Annotated in this window: 14 protein-coding genes; 3 read left to right on the top strand and 11 right to left on the bottom strand. The window is 66.3% G+C overall.

Annotated elements, in window-relative coordinates; genetic code table 11:
• Positions 1-42 precede the first annotated feature (42 nt).
• From msrQ to AC1DQ3_RS29225, 8 genes are all read right to left on the bottom strand, one after another.
• Positions 43-696 (bottom strand): protein-methionine-sulfoxide reductase heme-binding subunit MsrQ, encoded by a 654-nt coding sequence (gene msrQ / locus AC1DQ3_RS29190; RefSeq protein ID WP_477123648.1) that lies wholly within the window; start codon positions 694-696, stop codon positions 43-45.
• Positions 697-740: 44 nt separating this feature from the next.
• Positions 741-1,742, bottom strand: coding sequence for a protein-methionine-sulfoxide reductase catalytic subunit MsrP (gene msrP / locus AC1DQ3_RS29195; protein ID WP_477123626.1), 1,002 nt, complete (start codon positions 1,740-1,742; stop codon positions 741-743).
• Between the two features lie 171 nt (positions 1,743-1,913).
• A complete protein-coding gene (locus tag AC1DQ3_RS29200) occupies positions 1,914-2,738 on the bottom strand; it encodes an anti-sigma factor family protein (RefSeq protein ID WP_477123627.1) in 825 nt (274 codons plus the stop codon).
• Positions 2,735-3,280: an RNA polymerase sigma factor gene (locus tag AC1DQ3_RS29205; protein ID WP_477123628.1), complete on the bottom strand. Its 546-nt coding sequence runs from the start codon at positions 3,278-3,280 to the stop codon at positions 2,735-2,737. The genes AC1DQ3_RS29200 and AC1DQ3_RS29205 overlap by 4 nt, the downstream gene beginning before the upstream one ends.
• Before the next feature lie 24 nt (positions 3,281-3,304).
• Positions 3,305-3,748 carry a COG4315 family predicted lipoprotein gene (locus AC1DQ3_RS29210; protein ID WP_477123629.1) on the bottom strand — a complete coding sequence of 148 codons (444 nt, stop codon included), beginning with the start codon at positions 3,746-3,748 and terminating at the stop codon, positions 3,305-3,307.
• 154 nt (positions 3,749-3,902) lie between these two features.
• Positions 3,903-5,075 (bottom strand): c-type cytochrome biogenesis protein CcsB, encoded by a 1,173-nt coding sequence (gene ccsB, locus AC1DQ3_RS29215; protein WP_477123649.1) that lies wholly within the window; start codon positions 5,073-5,075, stop codon positions 3,903-3,905.
• A gap of 62 nt (positions 5,076-5,137) precedes the next feature.
• Complete coding sequence (locus AC1DQ3_RS29220; protein ID WP_477123630.1) at positions 5,138-7,339, bottom strand: cytochrome c biogenesis protein ResB; 2,202 nt, start codon at positions 7,337-7,339, stop codon at positions 5,138-5,140.
• A gap of 157 nt (positions 7,340-7,496) precedes the next feature.
• Positions 7,497-8,156 (bottom strand): c-type cytochrome, encoded by a 660-nt coding sequence (locus AC1DQ3_RS29225; protein ID WP_477123631.1) that lies wholly within the window; start codon positions 8,154-8,156, stop codon positions 7,497-7,499.
• Between the two features lie 568 nt (positions 8,157-8,724).
• Here AC1DQ3_RS29225 and yihA point away from each other — a divergent pair.
• From yihA to AC1DQ3_RS29240, 3 genes are all read left to right on the top strand, one after another.
• Positions 8,725-9,471 (top strand): ribosome biogenesis GTP-binding protein YihA/YsxC, encoded by a 747-nt coding sequence (yihA, locus tag AC1DQ3_RS29230; RefSeq protein ID WP_477123632.1) that lies wholly within the window; start codon positions 8,725-8,727, stop codon positions 9,469-9,471.
• Between the two features lie 329 nt (positions 9,472-9,800).
• A complete protein-coding gene (gene hemB / locus AC1DQ3_RS29235) occupies positions 9,801-10,793 on the top strand; it encodes a porphobilinogen synthase (RefSeq protein ID WP_477123633.1) in 993 nt (330 codons plus the stop codon).
• A gap of 10 nt (positions 10,794-10,803) precedes the next feature.
• Positions 10,804-12,018, top strand: coding sequence for a magnesium transporter CorA family protein (locus tag AC1DQ3_RS29240; protein ID WP_477123634.1), 1,215 nt, complete (start codon positions 10,804-10,806; stop codon positions 12,016-12,018).
• 23 nt (positions 12,019-12,041) lie between these two features.
• Here AC1DQ3_RS29240 and dsbD read toward each other — a convergent pair whose 3' ends face one another.
• The 3 genes from dsbD to rplQ form a co-directional block, all read right to left on the bottom strand.
• Entirely contained in the window at positions 12,042-13,991 is a 1,950-nt protein-coding gene (gene dsbD / locus AC1DQ3_RS29245; protein ID WP_477123650.1) for a protein-disulfide reductase DsbD, read from the bottom strand.
• A 117-nt stretch (positions 13,992-14,108) separates the two neighbouring features.
• Positions 14,109-14,453: a divalent-cation tolerance protein CutA gene (cutA, locus tag AC1DQ3_RS29250; protein ID WP_477123635.1), complete on the bottom strand. Its 345-nt coding sequence runs from the start codon at positions 14,451-14,453 to the stop codon at positions 14,109-14,111.
• A 138-nt stretch (positions 14,454-14,591) separates the two neighbouring features.
• A complete protein-coding gene (gene rplQ / locus AC1DQ3_RS29255) occupies positions 14,592-14,987 on the bottom strand; it encodes a 50S ribosomal protein L17 (RefSeq protein ID WP_006160427.1) in 396 nt (131 codons plus the stop codon).
• Positions 14,988-15,048 lie beyond the last annotated feature (61 nt).

A 15,048-nucleotide genomic window follows, 5' to 3' on the forward strand; every position in this document is an offset into this window, starting at 1 on the left:
CTGTTCGGGTGAGCGAACTCACCCGCCGCCTTTGACGCCTTTTCAGGACCGCGCCGGCTGCACCGCGGGCTTGCGCCACCACCACCAGGCACGCATCGCCAGCAGCCCGAACACCACCGCGGCGTAGATCGAGACCGTGCCGAAATCATGCTTGCCGGCCTTGTGCCACCAGTAGTGCAGGATGGCCAGCACGGCGATGGCATACACGCAGCGGTGCAGCCATTGCCAACGCTTGCCGCCCAGGCGCTTGACCATGGCATTGGCGGAGGTTGCCGCCAGCGGAATCATCAGCACGAAGGCAGCAAAGCCCACCGTGATGAAAGGCCGCTTGGCAATGTCCTTGACCATGTAAGCAACATCGAAACCCCGGTCCACGCCAAGCCACAGCAGGAAGTGCTGCAGCCCGTAGAAAAAGGCGAACAGGCCCAGCATGCGCCGCAGGCGGATCAGCCAGTTCCAGCCGGTGAGACGGCGCAGCGGCGTGATTGCCAGCGTGACGCACAGCATCACCAGGGTCCAGGTGCCGGTCGAGCGTGTCACGAATTCCAGCGGATTGGCGCCGAACTGGTCCGTAAAACCAAGGTACAGCAAGCGCAGGAACGGCAGCATGGCAAGCAGCCATACGGCCAGCTTGACCGCACGTACGCGCTCCGGGGCGAGCGTCGCAAGACCTGGCTGCCCGCTCGGCCGTGCCATGCGCGAGGCGGGCGCGCGCGGCGCGCTGAGATCCGGGGGCGACATCAGAAGAACTTCCTCAGGTCCATGCCCTGGTACAACGACGCCACCTGCTGGCCATAACCGTTGAACGGCAGCGTCTTGCGCTTGGGCGCGAACAGCGCGCTGAAGCCACTGCCCTTGTCTTCGCCGATGCGGCGCTCCGTGGCCTGGCTCCAGCGCGGATGGTCCACGCCCGGATTGACGTTGGAATAGAACCCGTACTCCTGCGCGGCGGCCAGGTTCCAGCTGGTGCTGGGCTGCTTGTCGACAAAGCGGATCCTGACGATGGACTTGGCGCTCTTGAAGCCATACTTCCAGGGCACCACCAGGCGCACCGGCGCGCCATTCTGGTTCGGCAGCACCTCGCCGTAGAGGCCGAAGGCCAGCAGGGTCAGCGGATGCATAGCCTCGTCCATGCGCAGGCCCTCGGTGTAGGGCCAGTCCAGCACGCGGGCGCTGACGCCGGGCATCTGCTTCTTGTCGTTGAGCGTGACGAATTCCACATACCTGGCGCCGGGCTGCGGCTCGACGCGGCGGATCAGTTCCGCCAGGGAATAGCCGCTCCAGGGAATCACCATCGACCATCCTTCGACGCAGCGCAGCCGATAGACCCGCTCCTCCATCGGCATCAGGCGCACGAGTTCGTCGATGTCGTAGACCTTGGGCTTCTTCACCAGGCCTTCGACCGCAACCTGCCATGGGCGCGTGCGCAGCGTACCTGCGTTGCGCGCGGGGTCCGACTTGTCGGTGCCGAACTCGTAGTAGTTGTTGTACGTGGTGACGTCCTCGTAGGGCGTGCGCCTTTCCGTCACCACATAGGCATTGTTGGGCGTGGCCGCCAGCTTCTGCCCGCGCGGGACCTGGGCCAGCGCATCGCGCGCGAACCACGGGGCCAGCGTGCTCCCGGCGGCGCCCACGGCGGCCATGGCCATCAGCCGGCGGCGCGATTCGAAGACACCGCGCGGCGTGATCTCGCTGGCGGCAATATCGTCGCCGCGCAGCCACTTGGGAGAGGGAATCAGCATCGTTGTTCCTCGTTGCATGCCATGGGTAGTAAGCGATCCGCCAATCGTGCCTCACCCTTGCCGGGACCGCCTGCACGATTGGGCTCCGGCATGAGTCGGATGGGCAGGCGAATCCTGACAGCTTTTATTGCATTGGCGCCACGTTTGCGCCGGGCGCCAGGGCTGCCGGCTTCAGCCGCCCTGGTATTGGCGGTAGACGGACTGCGCCAGCGCCAGTAGCGGCGCCCGCTCAAGCGGCCCGGCCAGCGCGAAGCCGAGATCCCGGTCCACCCAATAGAAAGCCATGGTGCCGGCAGCGGTGGTGGGACGATCGCCGGGACCGGCGCCCATCCGCTCCAGCCGGAAGCCCGTGTCGGGCGTATCCCGCTCCATGTGTCGCAGTTGCAACGACAGCCTGGTTCCGTCGTCGGCTTCGTACATCAGGATGGCGGACGGCCCGCCCTCGGCCACGCCGAGGCGTCCGCCGATCAGGTGAAATCCCTGGGCGCGCAGATCGGGTACCCGCAACGGCGCGCCGAGCCGCTTGGATAGCCAGGCGACCAGATGGGCTTCATCGGTAGCAGCCACCTCTACCGGGTGGCGCACCTCGGGCGCATAGACCACGTGGGTGGCCAGCGCTTCGCGCGCGAAGCGCTCCACCGAAGGCACGCGGGCCGCCAGGGGGTCCATGCGGTCATGGGCGATCCAGCCGACCGCGCCGCCCAGGGCCAGCGAGGCCATGCTGGCAGCCAGCGCCATGCCCCATCCCGCCGGGCCGCGTGCCCGATCGGCGGCGCTGCCACGCAACCTGGGGGGAAGTGCCTTCAGCGGCACGGATTCATTGAGCACGCCATCGAACGCCGCGTGCAGCTCGCTCGCCTGCCGCCGCCAGCTGTCGACCTTCTCGCCGGCATCGGGATGCGCGGCCAGATAGGCCTCGACCTCGGCACGGCGACCGGGATCCAGCTGGCCATCGGCGTAGGCGTGGAGATCGGCTTCGTTGACTGGGGACATCATTTGACTCGCTGCAGTCCGGCCGTCCGGCCGGTGGCCCGCCGGTTCGCCTCGGGCTCCCCGTCCATCAGCACACGCATTTGCTCACGGGCCCGCGCCAGGCGCGACATCACCGTGCCCACCGGCACCGCCAGCACCTGCGCCGCCTCGGCATAGGTGAGCTGCTCCAGGCCGACCAGCAGCATGACCGAGCGCTGGGCTTCGGGCAGGCAAGCCAGCGCCCGCACCAGGTCCAGGCGCAGGCCTGGCTCCGGCGCAGTACTGGGTACGTCGGGAAGCGTGTCGGTGAACGTCACAGGAGCGCCACGCCGGTAGGCGTTGATGCGTAGCCGGTGCATCATGGTCAGCAGCCAGGACAGCAGACCGTCCGCGCCGTCGCCCCACCAGGCTCCGGCGCGCAGCCGGAAGCGCCAGCGGTAGCGCAGCGCGCGCTCCAGCGTCTCCTGCACCAGATCGTCGGCCGATGCCGCGTCGCCGGTCAGGCCGCGGGCGTGGCGCCGCAGGCGCGGCGCCAGCGCCACCAGTTGGCGGTCGAAGCCGTCCATGCCGTCAGCCTGCGCTCGCGCGGATCAGGGTGTGGCCACGTGCCAGACGTTGTTGAAGTTGTCCCCCACGCGGTCACCCGGCTTGGCGTCCTTGGCGAAACGGTAGAGCGGCCTGCCGCGATAGGCCCATTGCCTGGCGCCGTCGTCGCGCGTGATGACACTGTAGTCACCCGTGGCGCTGGTGCCGGGCGCCGCCAGCAGGGGCGGCCAGGTGGTCGCGCAGGCACCGTTGCAAGCGCTCTTGCCACCCGCGTCACGGTCGAAGACGTAGAGCGTCAGGCCCTGGGGATCGGTCAGCGCGCCACTGGCAACCTTTACCGTGGGCGGCATATTGCCGGCACTGCTACCGCCCATGCCACCCATGCCCGAGCAGGCGGACAGCAGGACTGCGGCCGATGCGAGCGCGAGAACGGCGGGACGGGACAGCGATGCGAGGGAAGCGACTGCGATAGGACGGGAAAGGGCCATGATGTCGGTCTCCATGCAATGCGGCGCCGCCAGCCGGCACCGTCCCCTCAGTAAACACCGGATGTGACGGCTTTATTCCATTCGGACGAAAAAAAAAACTGCCCCGTCGCAAAGTCGAGAGGGGGCAGTCTTTTCTTGCAGCGCAACATCCGGATCAGAGTTCGCCGTAGCTATGCAGGCCGGAAAGGAACATGTTGACGCCGAGGAAGGCGAAGGTCGTGACCAGCAAGCCCACCAGCGCCCACCAGGCCGCCATGGCGCCGCGCAGGCCCTTCATCAGACGCATGTGCAGCCAGGCCGCATAGTTGAGCCAGACGATCAGCGCCCAGGTTTCCTTCGGGTCCMAGCTCCAGTAGCCGCCCCAGGCTTCCGCCGCCCACAGGGCGCCGAGGATGGTGGCGATGGTGAAGAAGGCAAAGCCCACGGCGATCGCCTTGTACATCACATCGTCGAGCACTTCCAGCGAGGGCAGGCGCTCGGCGAAGATGCCGCGCTCCTTGAGCAGGTAAGCCACCGAGACCATCGCCGCCAAGGAGAAGGTGCCGTAGCCGATGAAATTGGCCGGCACGTGGATCTTCATCCACCAGCTCTGCAGGGCGGGGACCAGCGGCTGGATCTCGCTGGCATCACGGCTGACCGTGTACCAAAGCAGGAAACCGACCGCCGCCGACACCACCAGCATCACAAACGGCCCAAGGGCGCGGGTCTTGTAGCGGCCTTCGTAGTAGAGATAAAACAGCGAGGTGATCAGCGTAAACAGCACGAACACTTCGTACAGGTTCGAGATGGGGATATGGCCGATGTCGGCGCCGATCAGGTAGGACTCGTACCAGCGCACCAGCATGCCGGTGAAGCCCAGCACCACGGCCGCCCACACCATCTTGCTGCCGATCTGCAGCCCCGTCTCCGAGCGCGCCAGCAGGCCGCCCCAATAGAACAGGGTAGACAGGAACACCAGCGCGCTCATCCACAGGATGGCCGACTGGCTCGACAGGAAATACTTGAGAAAGAAGGCCTGCTCGGCGCGCGGCAGCTGGCCCTGGTAGAGCTGGATGGCAAAGAGCGACAGCGCCGCCAACACCACCATCAGCAGCCGCACAGGCTTCCAGTGCCATCCCAGCAGCGCAAAGGTAGGCACAGCCGCGATCAGCACGCCCTTGTCGTAGACGTTCATCCACTCGCCGTAGCGCGCCAGCGCGAAGCCCGCGCCTGCTGCCAGCAACAAGGCAAAGAGCCAGTCGACCCAGCCCAGCCGGCGAAGGAACGATGGCTCCAGATAGGCCTGATCCGTACCGCTCGCGGCGACCGCGGCCGGGCTTGCCTGCATGGGCGCCCTTGCCTGATTCACATTCGAAGACATATTGTTTCCTGCTTAATTGCGGGCCGCGTTCAATGCGCGGCCGGATCCGGCGCGCCCTTGCCACCTGCTTCGATGCTGCCGGCGGCCCGGCCTACGTCATCGCGCAGGGCGACGAATTCCTTCTCGAAATCCAGTGTACGCCGCTGCGTGGACATGGCCATCAACACATGGCTGGCGGCGCCGCCCTCGCCTCCTGCTTGCGCGCCGGCGGGGTCCTTGACCCAGAGCCAGACGCGGCGCTCGCGGATGTAGAACATCGAGAACACGCCCAGCACCAGCAGCAGACAGCCAAGATACACGATGTTCTTCCCTGGTGCACGGGTCATCTGGAACACGCTGGCCTTCACCTCGGTGAAGTCGTCGAGTTGCAGGAAAACCGGCGCGGTGTAGAAGAAACTGTCCGATAGCGCGTTGATGGCTTGCTGCAGGAAAGCGCCACTTTGTGCGCTATTTGGCACCACCGGCAGCTTGTCCTGCGCGCGCGCCAGCTGCCAGAGTTCCCACATCGCGCCATTGAGGATCTTCAGCAGGACATCCGCGGCTTTCTGCTGCTCGGCCAGCGGCACGGACTTTTCCAGGAAGGCGGCAATCGCAGTGAAGCCGCCCGGCGGCGCCTGCGGATTGCTGCGCGCTGCGCCGGCGAAGAGATCGAGCGCGCGCAGCGCGCTCTCGGCGAGCTGGCCGCGCAGCACTTCGCGGTCCTCCCCCGGCATCGATGCCAGGGCAAAGCGGCGTGCGGCTTCCGCCCTGAGTGCACGGTCCTGCAGCGCGGCACGCAGGCGCATCCAGTCGGCTACGCTGTTTTGCTCGTCGGCCGGGATGCGCAGGTAGCGGAACGGTTCGCTGGGCGAATCGCGCATGCCGGCAAGAAAGACGGACTGGCCATCAAGCTGCACGGGCACCATGTAGTTGTTGAACTCGCGCGCCTGGCCGTTGCGGTCGCGCAGCTTGTACTGCACGGACGGACCCACGTTGCGCAGTTCCTTCGCGCGATCGGGATTGACCGCCGAGCCCAGGTGGGATTCCAGCCTCTCGTTGAGCGATTTGCGCGCGACACCGCGGGCATCGGGCTTGCCGGACGCATCGGTGACGTTTTCGATATTCATCAGGCGGAAATCGCTGAATTCCACCGTCAGCCCCTCGACGTCGGCGTCGCTGCCCGTGCCCGTCAGCGGCGAGTTGGCGCCGACCGTACCGGCGAAGGCAAAGGTCTTGTCGTTGCCGCCCTGCATCGGGTAGCCGACGAATTTCAGCTTGGAGCCGCCATCCTCGAAACTCGACTGATAGATGGCTACGCCGTCTACCACCAGCGGCTCGTTGACCTTGACCGTGGCCTCGGTCTTGCGGCCGGTAGCGCGGTCCGTAATTACCACGTCGGAGGCGAACAGCTTGGGCATGCCGGTCGAGTAATGCTCGACGGTGAACTTCTTCAGCGTGATATTGAACGGCAGGTCCTGCACCAGCGCCCCGTCCGAAATATTCAGGATGGCCGTGGAGACGGTGGAGCCTTCCGGCACGAAGGCGTTGCCGCGAAAGCCCGGATTGTTCACCGACAAGCGGTGCTGCGGCGGGATGTCGTTGATCACGGCGTTGCCCGTGATCGGGCTCTTGCCGCCGAACCACATCTGGGCGCGGATCAGCATGTCGCCGTCGAGCAGGCCACCGATGCAGATCACCACGATGGCCGTGTGCGCCAGGATGTAGCCCAGCTTGTTGACCGCGCCCGCCTTGGCGGCCAGCAGGGTAGCGCCTTCATGGGGCACGGATTTGATGCGATAGCCGCGATTGGCCAGCAGCGCGGTGAGATGCGTCACCGCCTCGGCGCGCGTCCGGCCCGAATCGAATGCGGCACGGTGATGAAAGGCGCGCAAGCTGCGCTCGCGCACGTGGTCCTTCCACGAGCGCATGTCCTTGATCATCTTGGGCGCGTTGCGGGTCAGGCAAAGCGAGGTGGAAACCACCAGGAAGCTCAGGATCAGCAGGAACCACCAGGAGCTGTAGACCTTTTGCAGCGACAGCGCATGGAACAGGTCGGCCCAGAACGGACCGAACTGGTTGACGTAGTTGGGATAGGGCTCGTTCTGCTTGAGGACCGTGCCAATCACGCTGGCGATCGCGATGACCGTCAGCAACGTGATGGCGAAACGCATCGAGGACAGCAGCTCCACCGCGTCGCGCAGCAAGCGGTGAGAGGTCTTCAGGTGCAGTCCTGACGTGGAAGCGGTCGGCATGTGCAGTGGGGCCCTCGGCCTTGAAATGAAAAAGGGTGGACATGCTCGCGCAGGCCACCCTCTTCGATAGTTGCCGGGCTGCCTGGTTGCACCCCCGCGCAGCGCCTCGCAACAGCGAGGCTCGCCTGGGTGCTCCGGCTACCCGGCGCGGAACGACTTAGCGAATCCCTGCGACGTAATCGGCCACGGCCTTGATCTCGGCATCCGACATCTTGGCGGCAACGGTGGTCATCACGGGATTGTTCTTGCGGGTGCCCTGGCGGAACGCGACCAGTTGCGCTTCGGTGTACTCGGACCACTGTCCACCGATGCGCGGATACTGGGCCGGAATGCCGGCGCCGGTCGGGCCGTGGCAAGCCGCGCAAGCCGGCACGCCCTTGGCGGCAATGCCGCCACGGTAGATCTTCTGGCCGGCTTCGATGGTGTCCTTGCTCTTGGCGGTGGCAGGCTTGAGGCTCTGCTTGGCCAGGTAGGCGCCGACGTCCTTCATTTCATCCTCGGACAAGGCTGCCGCGTAGGGCGACATGATGGCGTTGCTGCGGGTCTTGGCCTTGAAGTCGTCCAGCTGCTTGTGCACGTATTCCGGGTGCTGGGCGGCCAGCTTCGGGTTGGCCGCGCCACCGCTGTTGCCGTTGGCCCCGTGGCAGCTCAGGCAAGCCGGGACATTGCGATCGGGGGCACCCTGCGTGTAGAGGGTTTCGCCCTTGGCCGGATCAGCCTTTGCGGCGGCCTGCTCTGCGGCAGATGCCAGACCGGTCATGGCAGTGGCCGGCAGGGCCAGCGCCACGACAGCCAGAAATTTCGCAATGCGGTTCATTCGCACACCTTGTCTGTATTGTTTTGAATTCCACGGGGCACGCCGTTCAGCACCTTGCCCGCGGTGAGGACGCGCAGGGCTGGCACTTTGACATCGGAGATTCACCACGACGGACCGCCAGCCTCGCTGTAGCCAGAATGCCCAGACGAAAGCCGGATGGCACCGCCCCCATGCGAACGAGAGCGGCAGACCGTGCGAATATCCCGGTAGCAGGCCCAGACCCCCGGTTGGCCCGCTTGCGGCGGCGCCGGCTTCTGGCGCTGCAACAACGACAAGACCGACAGGCTTGCTACCACGATGGAACGGACACGCAGAGCTTCCTTGTCAGATGAACGCGAGGCCAAGGATGCCACGCGCCACCTAATCGGGAGGCCGTTAACCGCATTATTGTACAATAAATCGTGTGCCGGATAGAGGATGTGCGCGCCGCGACGCGGCCAGACGCCAGCCCCGGCCATCCAGGCGGCAGCATGTGCCGCCCACCTCACTCACATCGGCGTGGTGACGCCGGCGAACCCGCCAAAAGCAAGGCGGCGACCCGCCCCCACCCGCCCCATCGCCCACGCGCATGTCCCTCCTACACCAGGCCCGCTTCTTCGTTACCGTCAACCACCTGCGCGACCTGCCTGCCACGGCGGTGCCGGAAGTGGCCTTCGCCGGGCGTTCCAACGCAGGCAAATCCACCGCCATCAATATCCTGTGCAACCAGAAACGGCTCGCGTTCTCGTCGCGCACGCCGGGCCGCACCCAGCACATCAACTTCTTCGGCGTCGCCCCGGTCAAGGCGCCGGACCCACTGGCCTTCCTGGTCGACCTGCCCGGCTATGGCTATGCGCAGGTGTCGGGATCGGCCAAGTACCACTGGCAGGCGCTGCTCAGCGACTATGTGCAAACCCGCTCGCAACTGGCCGGCCTGGTGCTGATGATGGACGCGCGCCGGCCCTTTACCGACCTGGATTGCCAGATGGTCGAGTGGTTCCTGCCCACCGGCCGGCCCATCCACGTGCTGCTGACCAAGGCCGACAAGCTGACCAACAGCGAGAATGCCCTGGCCCTGCGCGAAACCCGCAAGGTCCTGGCGGGCTACGCCGAACAGCTCGACACGCCCGTGGCCCTGACCGCGCAACTGTTCTCCAGCCTGAAGCGCCGCGGCATCGAGGAGGCCCAGCGCGTAGTGGCGGGCTGGCTGTCGCTGCCGGAGGCACAGCCGCCCGTGGTACCAGGCAGCAAGTCCACCGCCGTGCCGCAAGGCGAAGCGAACGCCGACCCGAAGGCAGGTGCGGACGTCACCGCGCCCGACGCGCCCGCGAACTGACCTTCCGAGCCGGGAATCCGTACCCGTCCCTGCGGGAGCGGCGCGATATCAAGCCCGCGCATCCCGCGGCGAACCGGCCAAAAAAAACCCCGTTGCAAGCAACGGGGGCGAACTTTCCCACCGGTTAAGGGCGGGTACCCGCTCAGGGAGGAGTAGCGGGGGACGCTGCATCGCGCAAGCGCAACGCAGAGTGTCCGCGAGTATGATAGCGGGCACGATCAAAAGTTTAGTTTTTCTTTTGGAGCTGCCTGCTGAAGCACTCGCCGGCTGTATCGCGCCCCAGCAAGCGGGCAAGCTCCCGCACTCCTTCAGACTCTCTCCCCCAAGCCATGTCCACTTTCCCCGAGTACCGTCCGCGCCGCATGCGCCGCGATGATTTCTCGCGCAGGCTGATGCGCGAAAACCGCCTGTCGCCGGACAACCTGATCTACCCGGTATTTATCGTCGACGGCCACAACCAGCGCGAGAGCGTGGCGTCCATGCCCGGCGTGGAACGGCTCTCGGTCGACCTGTTGCTGCCCGTCGCAGAGGACTGCGTCAGGCTGGGCATTCCGGTCATTGCGCTGTTTCCCGTCATCGATCCAGCCCTGAAGACACCTGACGGAATCGAGGCAACCAATGCCGAAGGCCTGATCCCGCGTGCCGTGCGCGCGCTGAAGGACCGCTTCCCCGAACTCGGCGTGCTGACCGACGTGGCGCTGGACCCTTACACCAGCCATGGCCAGGACGGCGTGCTGGATGCCGACGGCTATGTGATCAACGACGTCACCGTGGAGATCCTGGTCAAGCAGGCGCTGACGCAGGCCGAGGCCGGCGTGGACATCGTGGCGCCATCGGACATGATGGACGGGCGCATCGGCGCGGTGCGCGCCGCGCTGGAGGATGGCGGCCATATCCATACCCGCATCATGGCCTACTCGGCCAAGTACGCTTCGGCCTTCTATGGCCCGTTCCGCGATGCGGTGGGTTCGGCGGCCAACCTGGGCAAGGGCAACAAGATGACCTACCAGATGGACCCGGCGAACTCCGACGAAGCCTTGCGGGAAGTGGCGCAGGACATCATGGAGGGTGCCGACATGGTGATGGTCAAGCCCGGCATGCCGTACCTGGACATCCTGCGGCGGGTGAAGGACGAATTCCGATTCCCCACCTACGTCTACCAGGTCAGCGGGGAGTACGCAATGCTCAAGGCGGCCGCCCAGAACGGCTGGCTGGATCACGACAAGGTCATGATGGAATCGCTGCTGGCCTTCCGCCGCGCCGGCGCCGATGGCATCCTGACCTACTTCGCGCGCGACGCCGCTCGCCTGCTCACGCGCTGAACCGGCCCGGATGCAACTGTTAGGTTTTTCCGCCAGCCAGGTCCATCCGCTCGCCTCGCTCGACGAGGCGCGCGACTTTCTCGCGGGCAATGCGGCAGCCCGCTTCGTCTGGGCCGATACGCCGATCGAAGAACTCAGCACCGCGCCGACAGCCTGGCGCGACAGCGTCCAGGCGCTGACCGGCGCGCCGGTGCTGGACCTGCATCTGATCGATGCCACCAACCCGTCGCATCCTTCGTATTTCGATACGACGCATGCCTACGACATGGTGATCTTCCGCAAGCTCACCTTCGAAACCAGCCGGCTGATCGCCGAGGCAGGCGGCGAAGCGGCGGCGTCCAGGACGGCGGCAAAGACGCCCACCCCGGCCAAGCCGCGGCGCCACCCGCCGGGCTTCCTGCCCGCGCTGGCCAAGATCGACACGCAGCCAGTCACTTTTTTCGTCTTCGACAATGTGCTGCTGACGGTCCGCCCCGCACAGTCCCGCACGCTGGACCAGGTACGCCAGCGCCTGCTTGAGTTATGCCAGTCGCCGCGCCCGCAGCCGGAATCGAAGACACGGCCGAATGGGCACGCCGCGCTGGTGCACGGCATCCGCCCGCCGACGCGCCCGGAAGACCTGATGCTGCGCCTGCTCAATGCGATGGTCGACCGCTACCTGGAGTTGCGCGCGCCCCTGACACGCCAGCTCGACCGGTGGCAGCGCGCACTCCTGAACGCGCGGCGCAGCTTTTCCAGTTGGGAGGGCTTGCTCGATGCCCGTATCGAACTGCGGCGCCTTGAGCACCTGTGCGAGGAACAGCACGATGCGCTGCAGGAATTCCGCGACAGCCTGCTCGACAACAGCTACAGCGTGCAGAGCGAAGGGGCCGCAGGAGCGGCGGGCCGCGACGATGCCTTGCTGGTACGCATCAACGACGTGACGGAACACATCTCACGCGTGCTTGCCCATGCGCGCCGGCTGGAGGACTCGATCGAGTCCGCGGTGCAGATTCACTTCTCCTCGGTGGCGCATCGCACCAACCGCACCATGCGCACGCTGACGCTGATCACCGCACTGTTCATGCCGCTCACGCTGATCACCGGCATCTTCGGCATGAACTTCGACCGCATGCCGTGGCTGCGCGAGCCTCAGGGTTTCTGGTGGTCGCTCGGACTGATGGGTGCTGTGGTGGTGGTGCTGGCCGCGGTATGGGCGCTGGGGCGCCGGCTGGAGCAAAGCTAGCCGGCCCCTGCCGAGGCTGGCGGTCAGATGCTGGCCTTGGCGTCGAGCGCGCGCGCGAGCGTGTCGAGGAAGCGCGCGGGGGGTTGGTAGCCGATCGCGCGGACCGGCCGCTCGCGCCCGTCAGGGCCATACAGGATGATGCCGGGAGGGCCGAACAGGCCGAAGCGCTTGAGCAACGCCTTGTCGTCGGCGTTGTTCCGGGTGACATCCGCCTGCAGCATCACCACGTCGGACAGCCGCGCCCGCACGCGCTCGTCGTTGAAGGTGAAGCGCTCCATCTCCTTGCAACTCACGCACCAGTCCGCGTAGAAATCGAGCAGTACGGGCTTGCCAGCGGCGGCGGCCTGCGCCACGCGGGCATCGAGCTCGCCAACCGAGCGGACCCGCTCGAAGCGCACTTCGGAGGCGCTACCGGACGCGACTTGCGGCGCTGCCGTGCGCCCGGCGCTCAAGTGCGCCAGCGGTTGCAGGGGATCCCGTCCGCCGGACGCGAGCCCCACCAGCAGGATCGCTCCCGCCAGCGCGGCCAGCAAGCCCAGGCCCTTGCCCACCCTGGCCAGGCCATGGGCGTCGGGGCCAAGCGCCTCAAAGGCGCTCAGGAACACCGCGCCCAGCAGCAGCAGGGTGGCCCAACCAGCCATCAGCGCCCACGCCGGCAGTACCGGGCTTACCATCCAGAGCGCCACGCCCACCAGCAGGAAGCCGAAGAAGCGCTTGGTCAGCTCCATCCAGCGCCCGGCGCGCGGCAGCAGGTTGCCCGCACCCACCCCCACCAGCACCAGCGGCACGCCCATGCCGAGCGCCATCGCAAACAGCGCGCCACCACCGGTTATGGCATCGCCGGTGCGCGCGATATAGGCCAGCGCGCCAGCCAGCGGTGCTGTCACGCACGGCCCGACGATCAGCGCCGAGATCGCGCCCATGGCCGCGGCGCCGGCGAGTTGCCCGCCCTGGCGACGGTTGGATGAAGCGGTCAGCCGCGTTTGCCAGTATTGCGGCAGTTGCAGCTCATAGAGGCCGAACATGGAGAGGGACAGCGCCACCAGCAGCAGCGCGAAGGCCACCAGCACCCATGGCGACTGCAGCGCGGCGGACAAGCCCTCGCCAAGCAGGCCGGCCGCCACGCCGATGCCGGTATAGACCACTGCCATGCCGAGCACATACGACAGTGACACCAGCAAGGCGCGGCCGCGCGTGACATGCTCGCCCACCACGATCGACGACAGGATCGGCACCATGGGCAGCACGCAGGGCGTAAAGGTCAGCAGCAAGCCGAGGCCGAAGAACAGCGCGGCGATCACGCCCAGATTGCGGCTGGCCAGCGCGCCGGCAATACGGTCGTTTTCATCCGACGACGAAGGGCCGGCCGATGCCGTTGCCCCGGGCGCGTCACCGCTTGCGGCGGCGTGGCTGTTGCCAATGCTGCCGGAATCCGCCGGAGCCCGCTTGCCGAAGAGTCCATCGAGCACACCCCCACCGACCTTGAACACGCTCTCCTGCGGCGGATAGCACAGCCCCTTGTCGGCGCAGCCTTGCGAGGTCACCATCAGCGACCATTTGCCGTCGGCCGGAGCGGACTCCACCGGTACGCGGATGGTCAGCCCGCCATGGTAGGTTTCCATCTTCTTGCCGAAGGTTTCGTCGAACTTGACCTTGCCCGGCGGGAATACCGGCGCGCCGAGCTTGACAGAGGCCGGCTGCGCCGCAAAGGCAAAGCGTTCGCGGTACAGGTAGTAGCCATCGGCCACATCGAAACGCACCTCGATGGTGTGCGGGTCGAGCTGGCGGGCGGCGAATCGGAAGGCCTGCTCGGGGGGCAGAAAGTCATCGTCCGCGGCCTGGGCGAAGCCGGCCATGCCCAGCCATAGCACGGCAAGCAGCGCCAGCATCAGCCGCACTGCGGCACCATGCCGCACCGCTACCCTGACCTTTGCGCCGCTGACGGGGGCGTCCGCGCCCATACCGAAACCCATATCCTGCCTTTGAAATGTCATTCTTCGTATCCGCATTGCGCCTGTGTCGCGGCGCCGAGCCCCGGTCGTGGCGCCAATCGCCAGCCTGGGTGTAAGTCGCCGCGGCGAACCCGATCCTTACGCGCTGTCGCCCTCATCGGTTGCCGAGCGCGTCTCCTGCGCCACCCAGGCCAGATAGGGCGCGAAGCCGGCGGCCAATGGCACGGCGACAATCTCCGGAACCTCGTACGGGTGCGCGAGGCGTATCGCTGCCTCCAGCGCCGCATAGCGGTCCTGGGTGGACTTGATCACCAGCGGCCACTCGTGTGCGTGCTCGATCTCTCCTTGCCACCAGTACTCCGACTCGCACGGCGCCAGCCGGTTCACGCAAGCCGCCAGCCGCGACTCCAGAACGGCACGCGCCACGCGCGCTGCGGATTCGGCGTCGGGCAGCGACGTCATCACCAGTATTGCTTCGCTCATCGTGTCTTCCTCCGATACCAAATGCCGCCCCGGCCCCGGAAAACAAAAGAGCCAGGCATATAGCCTGGCTCGATTGTAAGCGGTGTCCGCGCGGCTCGCCGCGACCGATGGTCGCAAGCGGCCGGGACGGGATCGACCTTATTCGCCTGCTTCTTCAGCCGGCGCTTCGGTGATCTCCGGGCGGTCAACCAGTTCGACCAGCGCCATCGGCGCATTGTCGCCCTGACGGAAACCGAACTTCAGGATACGGGTGTAGCCACCCGGACGCGCGTTGTAACGCGGGCCGAGTTCGTTGAACAGCTTGGTGACCATGTCGCGGTCGCGCAGGCGGGCGAAGGCCAGGCGGCGGTTGGCAACGGTGTCCTTCTTGGCCAGCGTGATGAGCGGCTCGACAACCTTGCGCAATTCCTTGGCCTTGGGCAGGGTGGTCTTGATCAGCTCGTGCTGGAACAGCGAGTTGGACATGTTGCGCAGCATCGCGAGACGGTGCGACGAGGTGCGGTTCAGTTTCCGCAAACCATGACGGTGACGCATGATGATTCCTTGATTGCAATGTTTGACCAGCTCTTCTATCGCTTGGCCGGGATGCTTCCCG

It is taken from the genome of Cupriavidus sp. 01T418, from assembly GCF_056398885.1.

What these genes read in the sequence shown, in the direction of transcription:
- msrQ (WP_477123648.1), bottom strand. Translation starts at nt 696, where the DNA reads ATGGCACGGCCGAGCGGGCAGCCAGGTCTTGCGACGCTCGCCCCGGAG.
- msrP (WP_477123626.1), bottom strand. Translation starts at nt 1,742, where the DNA reads ATGCTGATTCCCTCTCCCAAGTGGCTGCGCGGCGACGATATTGCCGCC.
- AC1DQ3_RS29200 (WP_477123627.1), bottom strand. Translation starts at nt 2,738, where the DNA reads ATGATGTCCCCAGTCAACGAAGCCGATCTCCACGCCTACGCCGATGGC.
- AC1DQ3_RS29205 (WP_477123628.1), bottom strand. Translation starts at nt 3,280, where the DNA reads ATGGACGGCTTCGACCGCCAACTGGTGGCGCTGGCGCCGCGCCTGCGG.
- AC1DQ3_RS29210 (WP_477123629.1), bottom strand. Translation starts at nt 3,748, where the DNA reads ATGGCCCTTTCCCGTCCTATCGCAGTCGCTTCCCTCGCATCGCTGTCC.
- AC1DQ3_RS29220 (WP_477123630.1), bottom strand. Translation starts at nt 7,339, where the DNA reads ATGCCGACCGCTTCCACGTCAGGACTGCACCTGAAGACCTCTCACCGC.
- AC1DQ3_RS29225 (WP_477123631.1), bottom strand. Translation starts at nt 8,156, where the DNA reads ATGAACCGCATTGCGAAATTTCTGGCTGTCGTGGCGCTGGCCCTGCCG.
- yihA (WP_477123632.1), top strand. Translation starts at nt 8,725, where the DNA reads ATGTCCCTCCTACACCAGGCCCGCTTCTTCGTTACCGTCAACCACCTG.
- hemB (WP_477123633.1), top strand. Translation starts at nt 9,801, where the DNA reads ATGTCCACTTTCCCCGAGTACCGTCCGCGCCGCATGCGCCGCGATGAT.
- AC1DQ3_RS29240 (WP_477123634.1), top strand. Translation starts at nt 10,804, where the DNA reads ATGCAACTGTTAGGTTTTTCCGCCAGCCAGGTCCATCCGCTCGCCTCG.
- dsbD (WP_477123650.1), bottom strand. Translation starts at nt 13,991, where the DNA reads ATGGGTTTCGGTATGGGCGCGGACGCCCCCGTCAGCGGCGCAAAGGTC.
- cutA (WP_477123635.1), bottom strand. Translation starts at nt 14,453, where the DNA reads ATGAGCGAAGCAATACTGGTGATGACGTCGCTGCCCGACGCCGAATCC.
- rplQ (WP_006160427.1), bottom strand. Translation starts at nt 14,987, where the DNA reads ATGCGTCACCGTCATGGTTTGCGGAAACTGAACCGCACCTCGTCGCAC.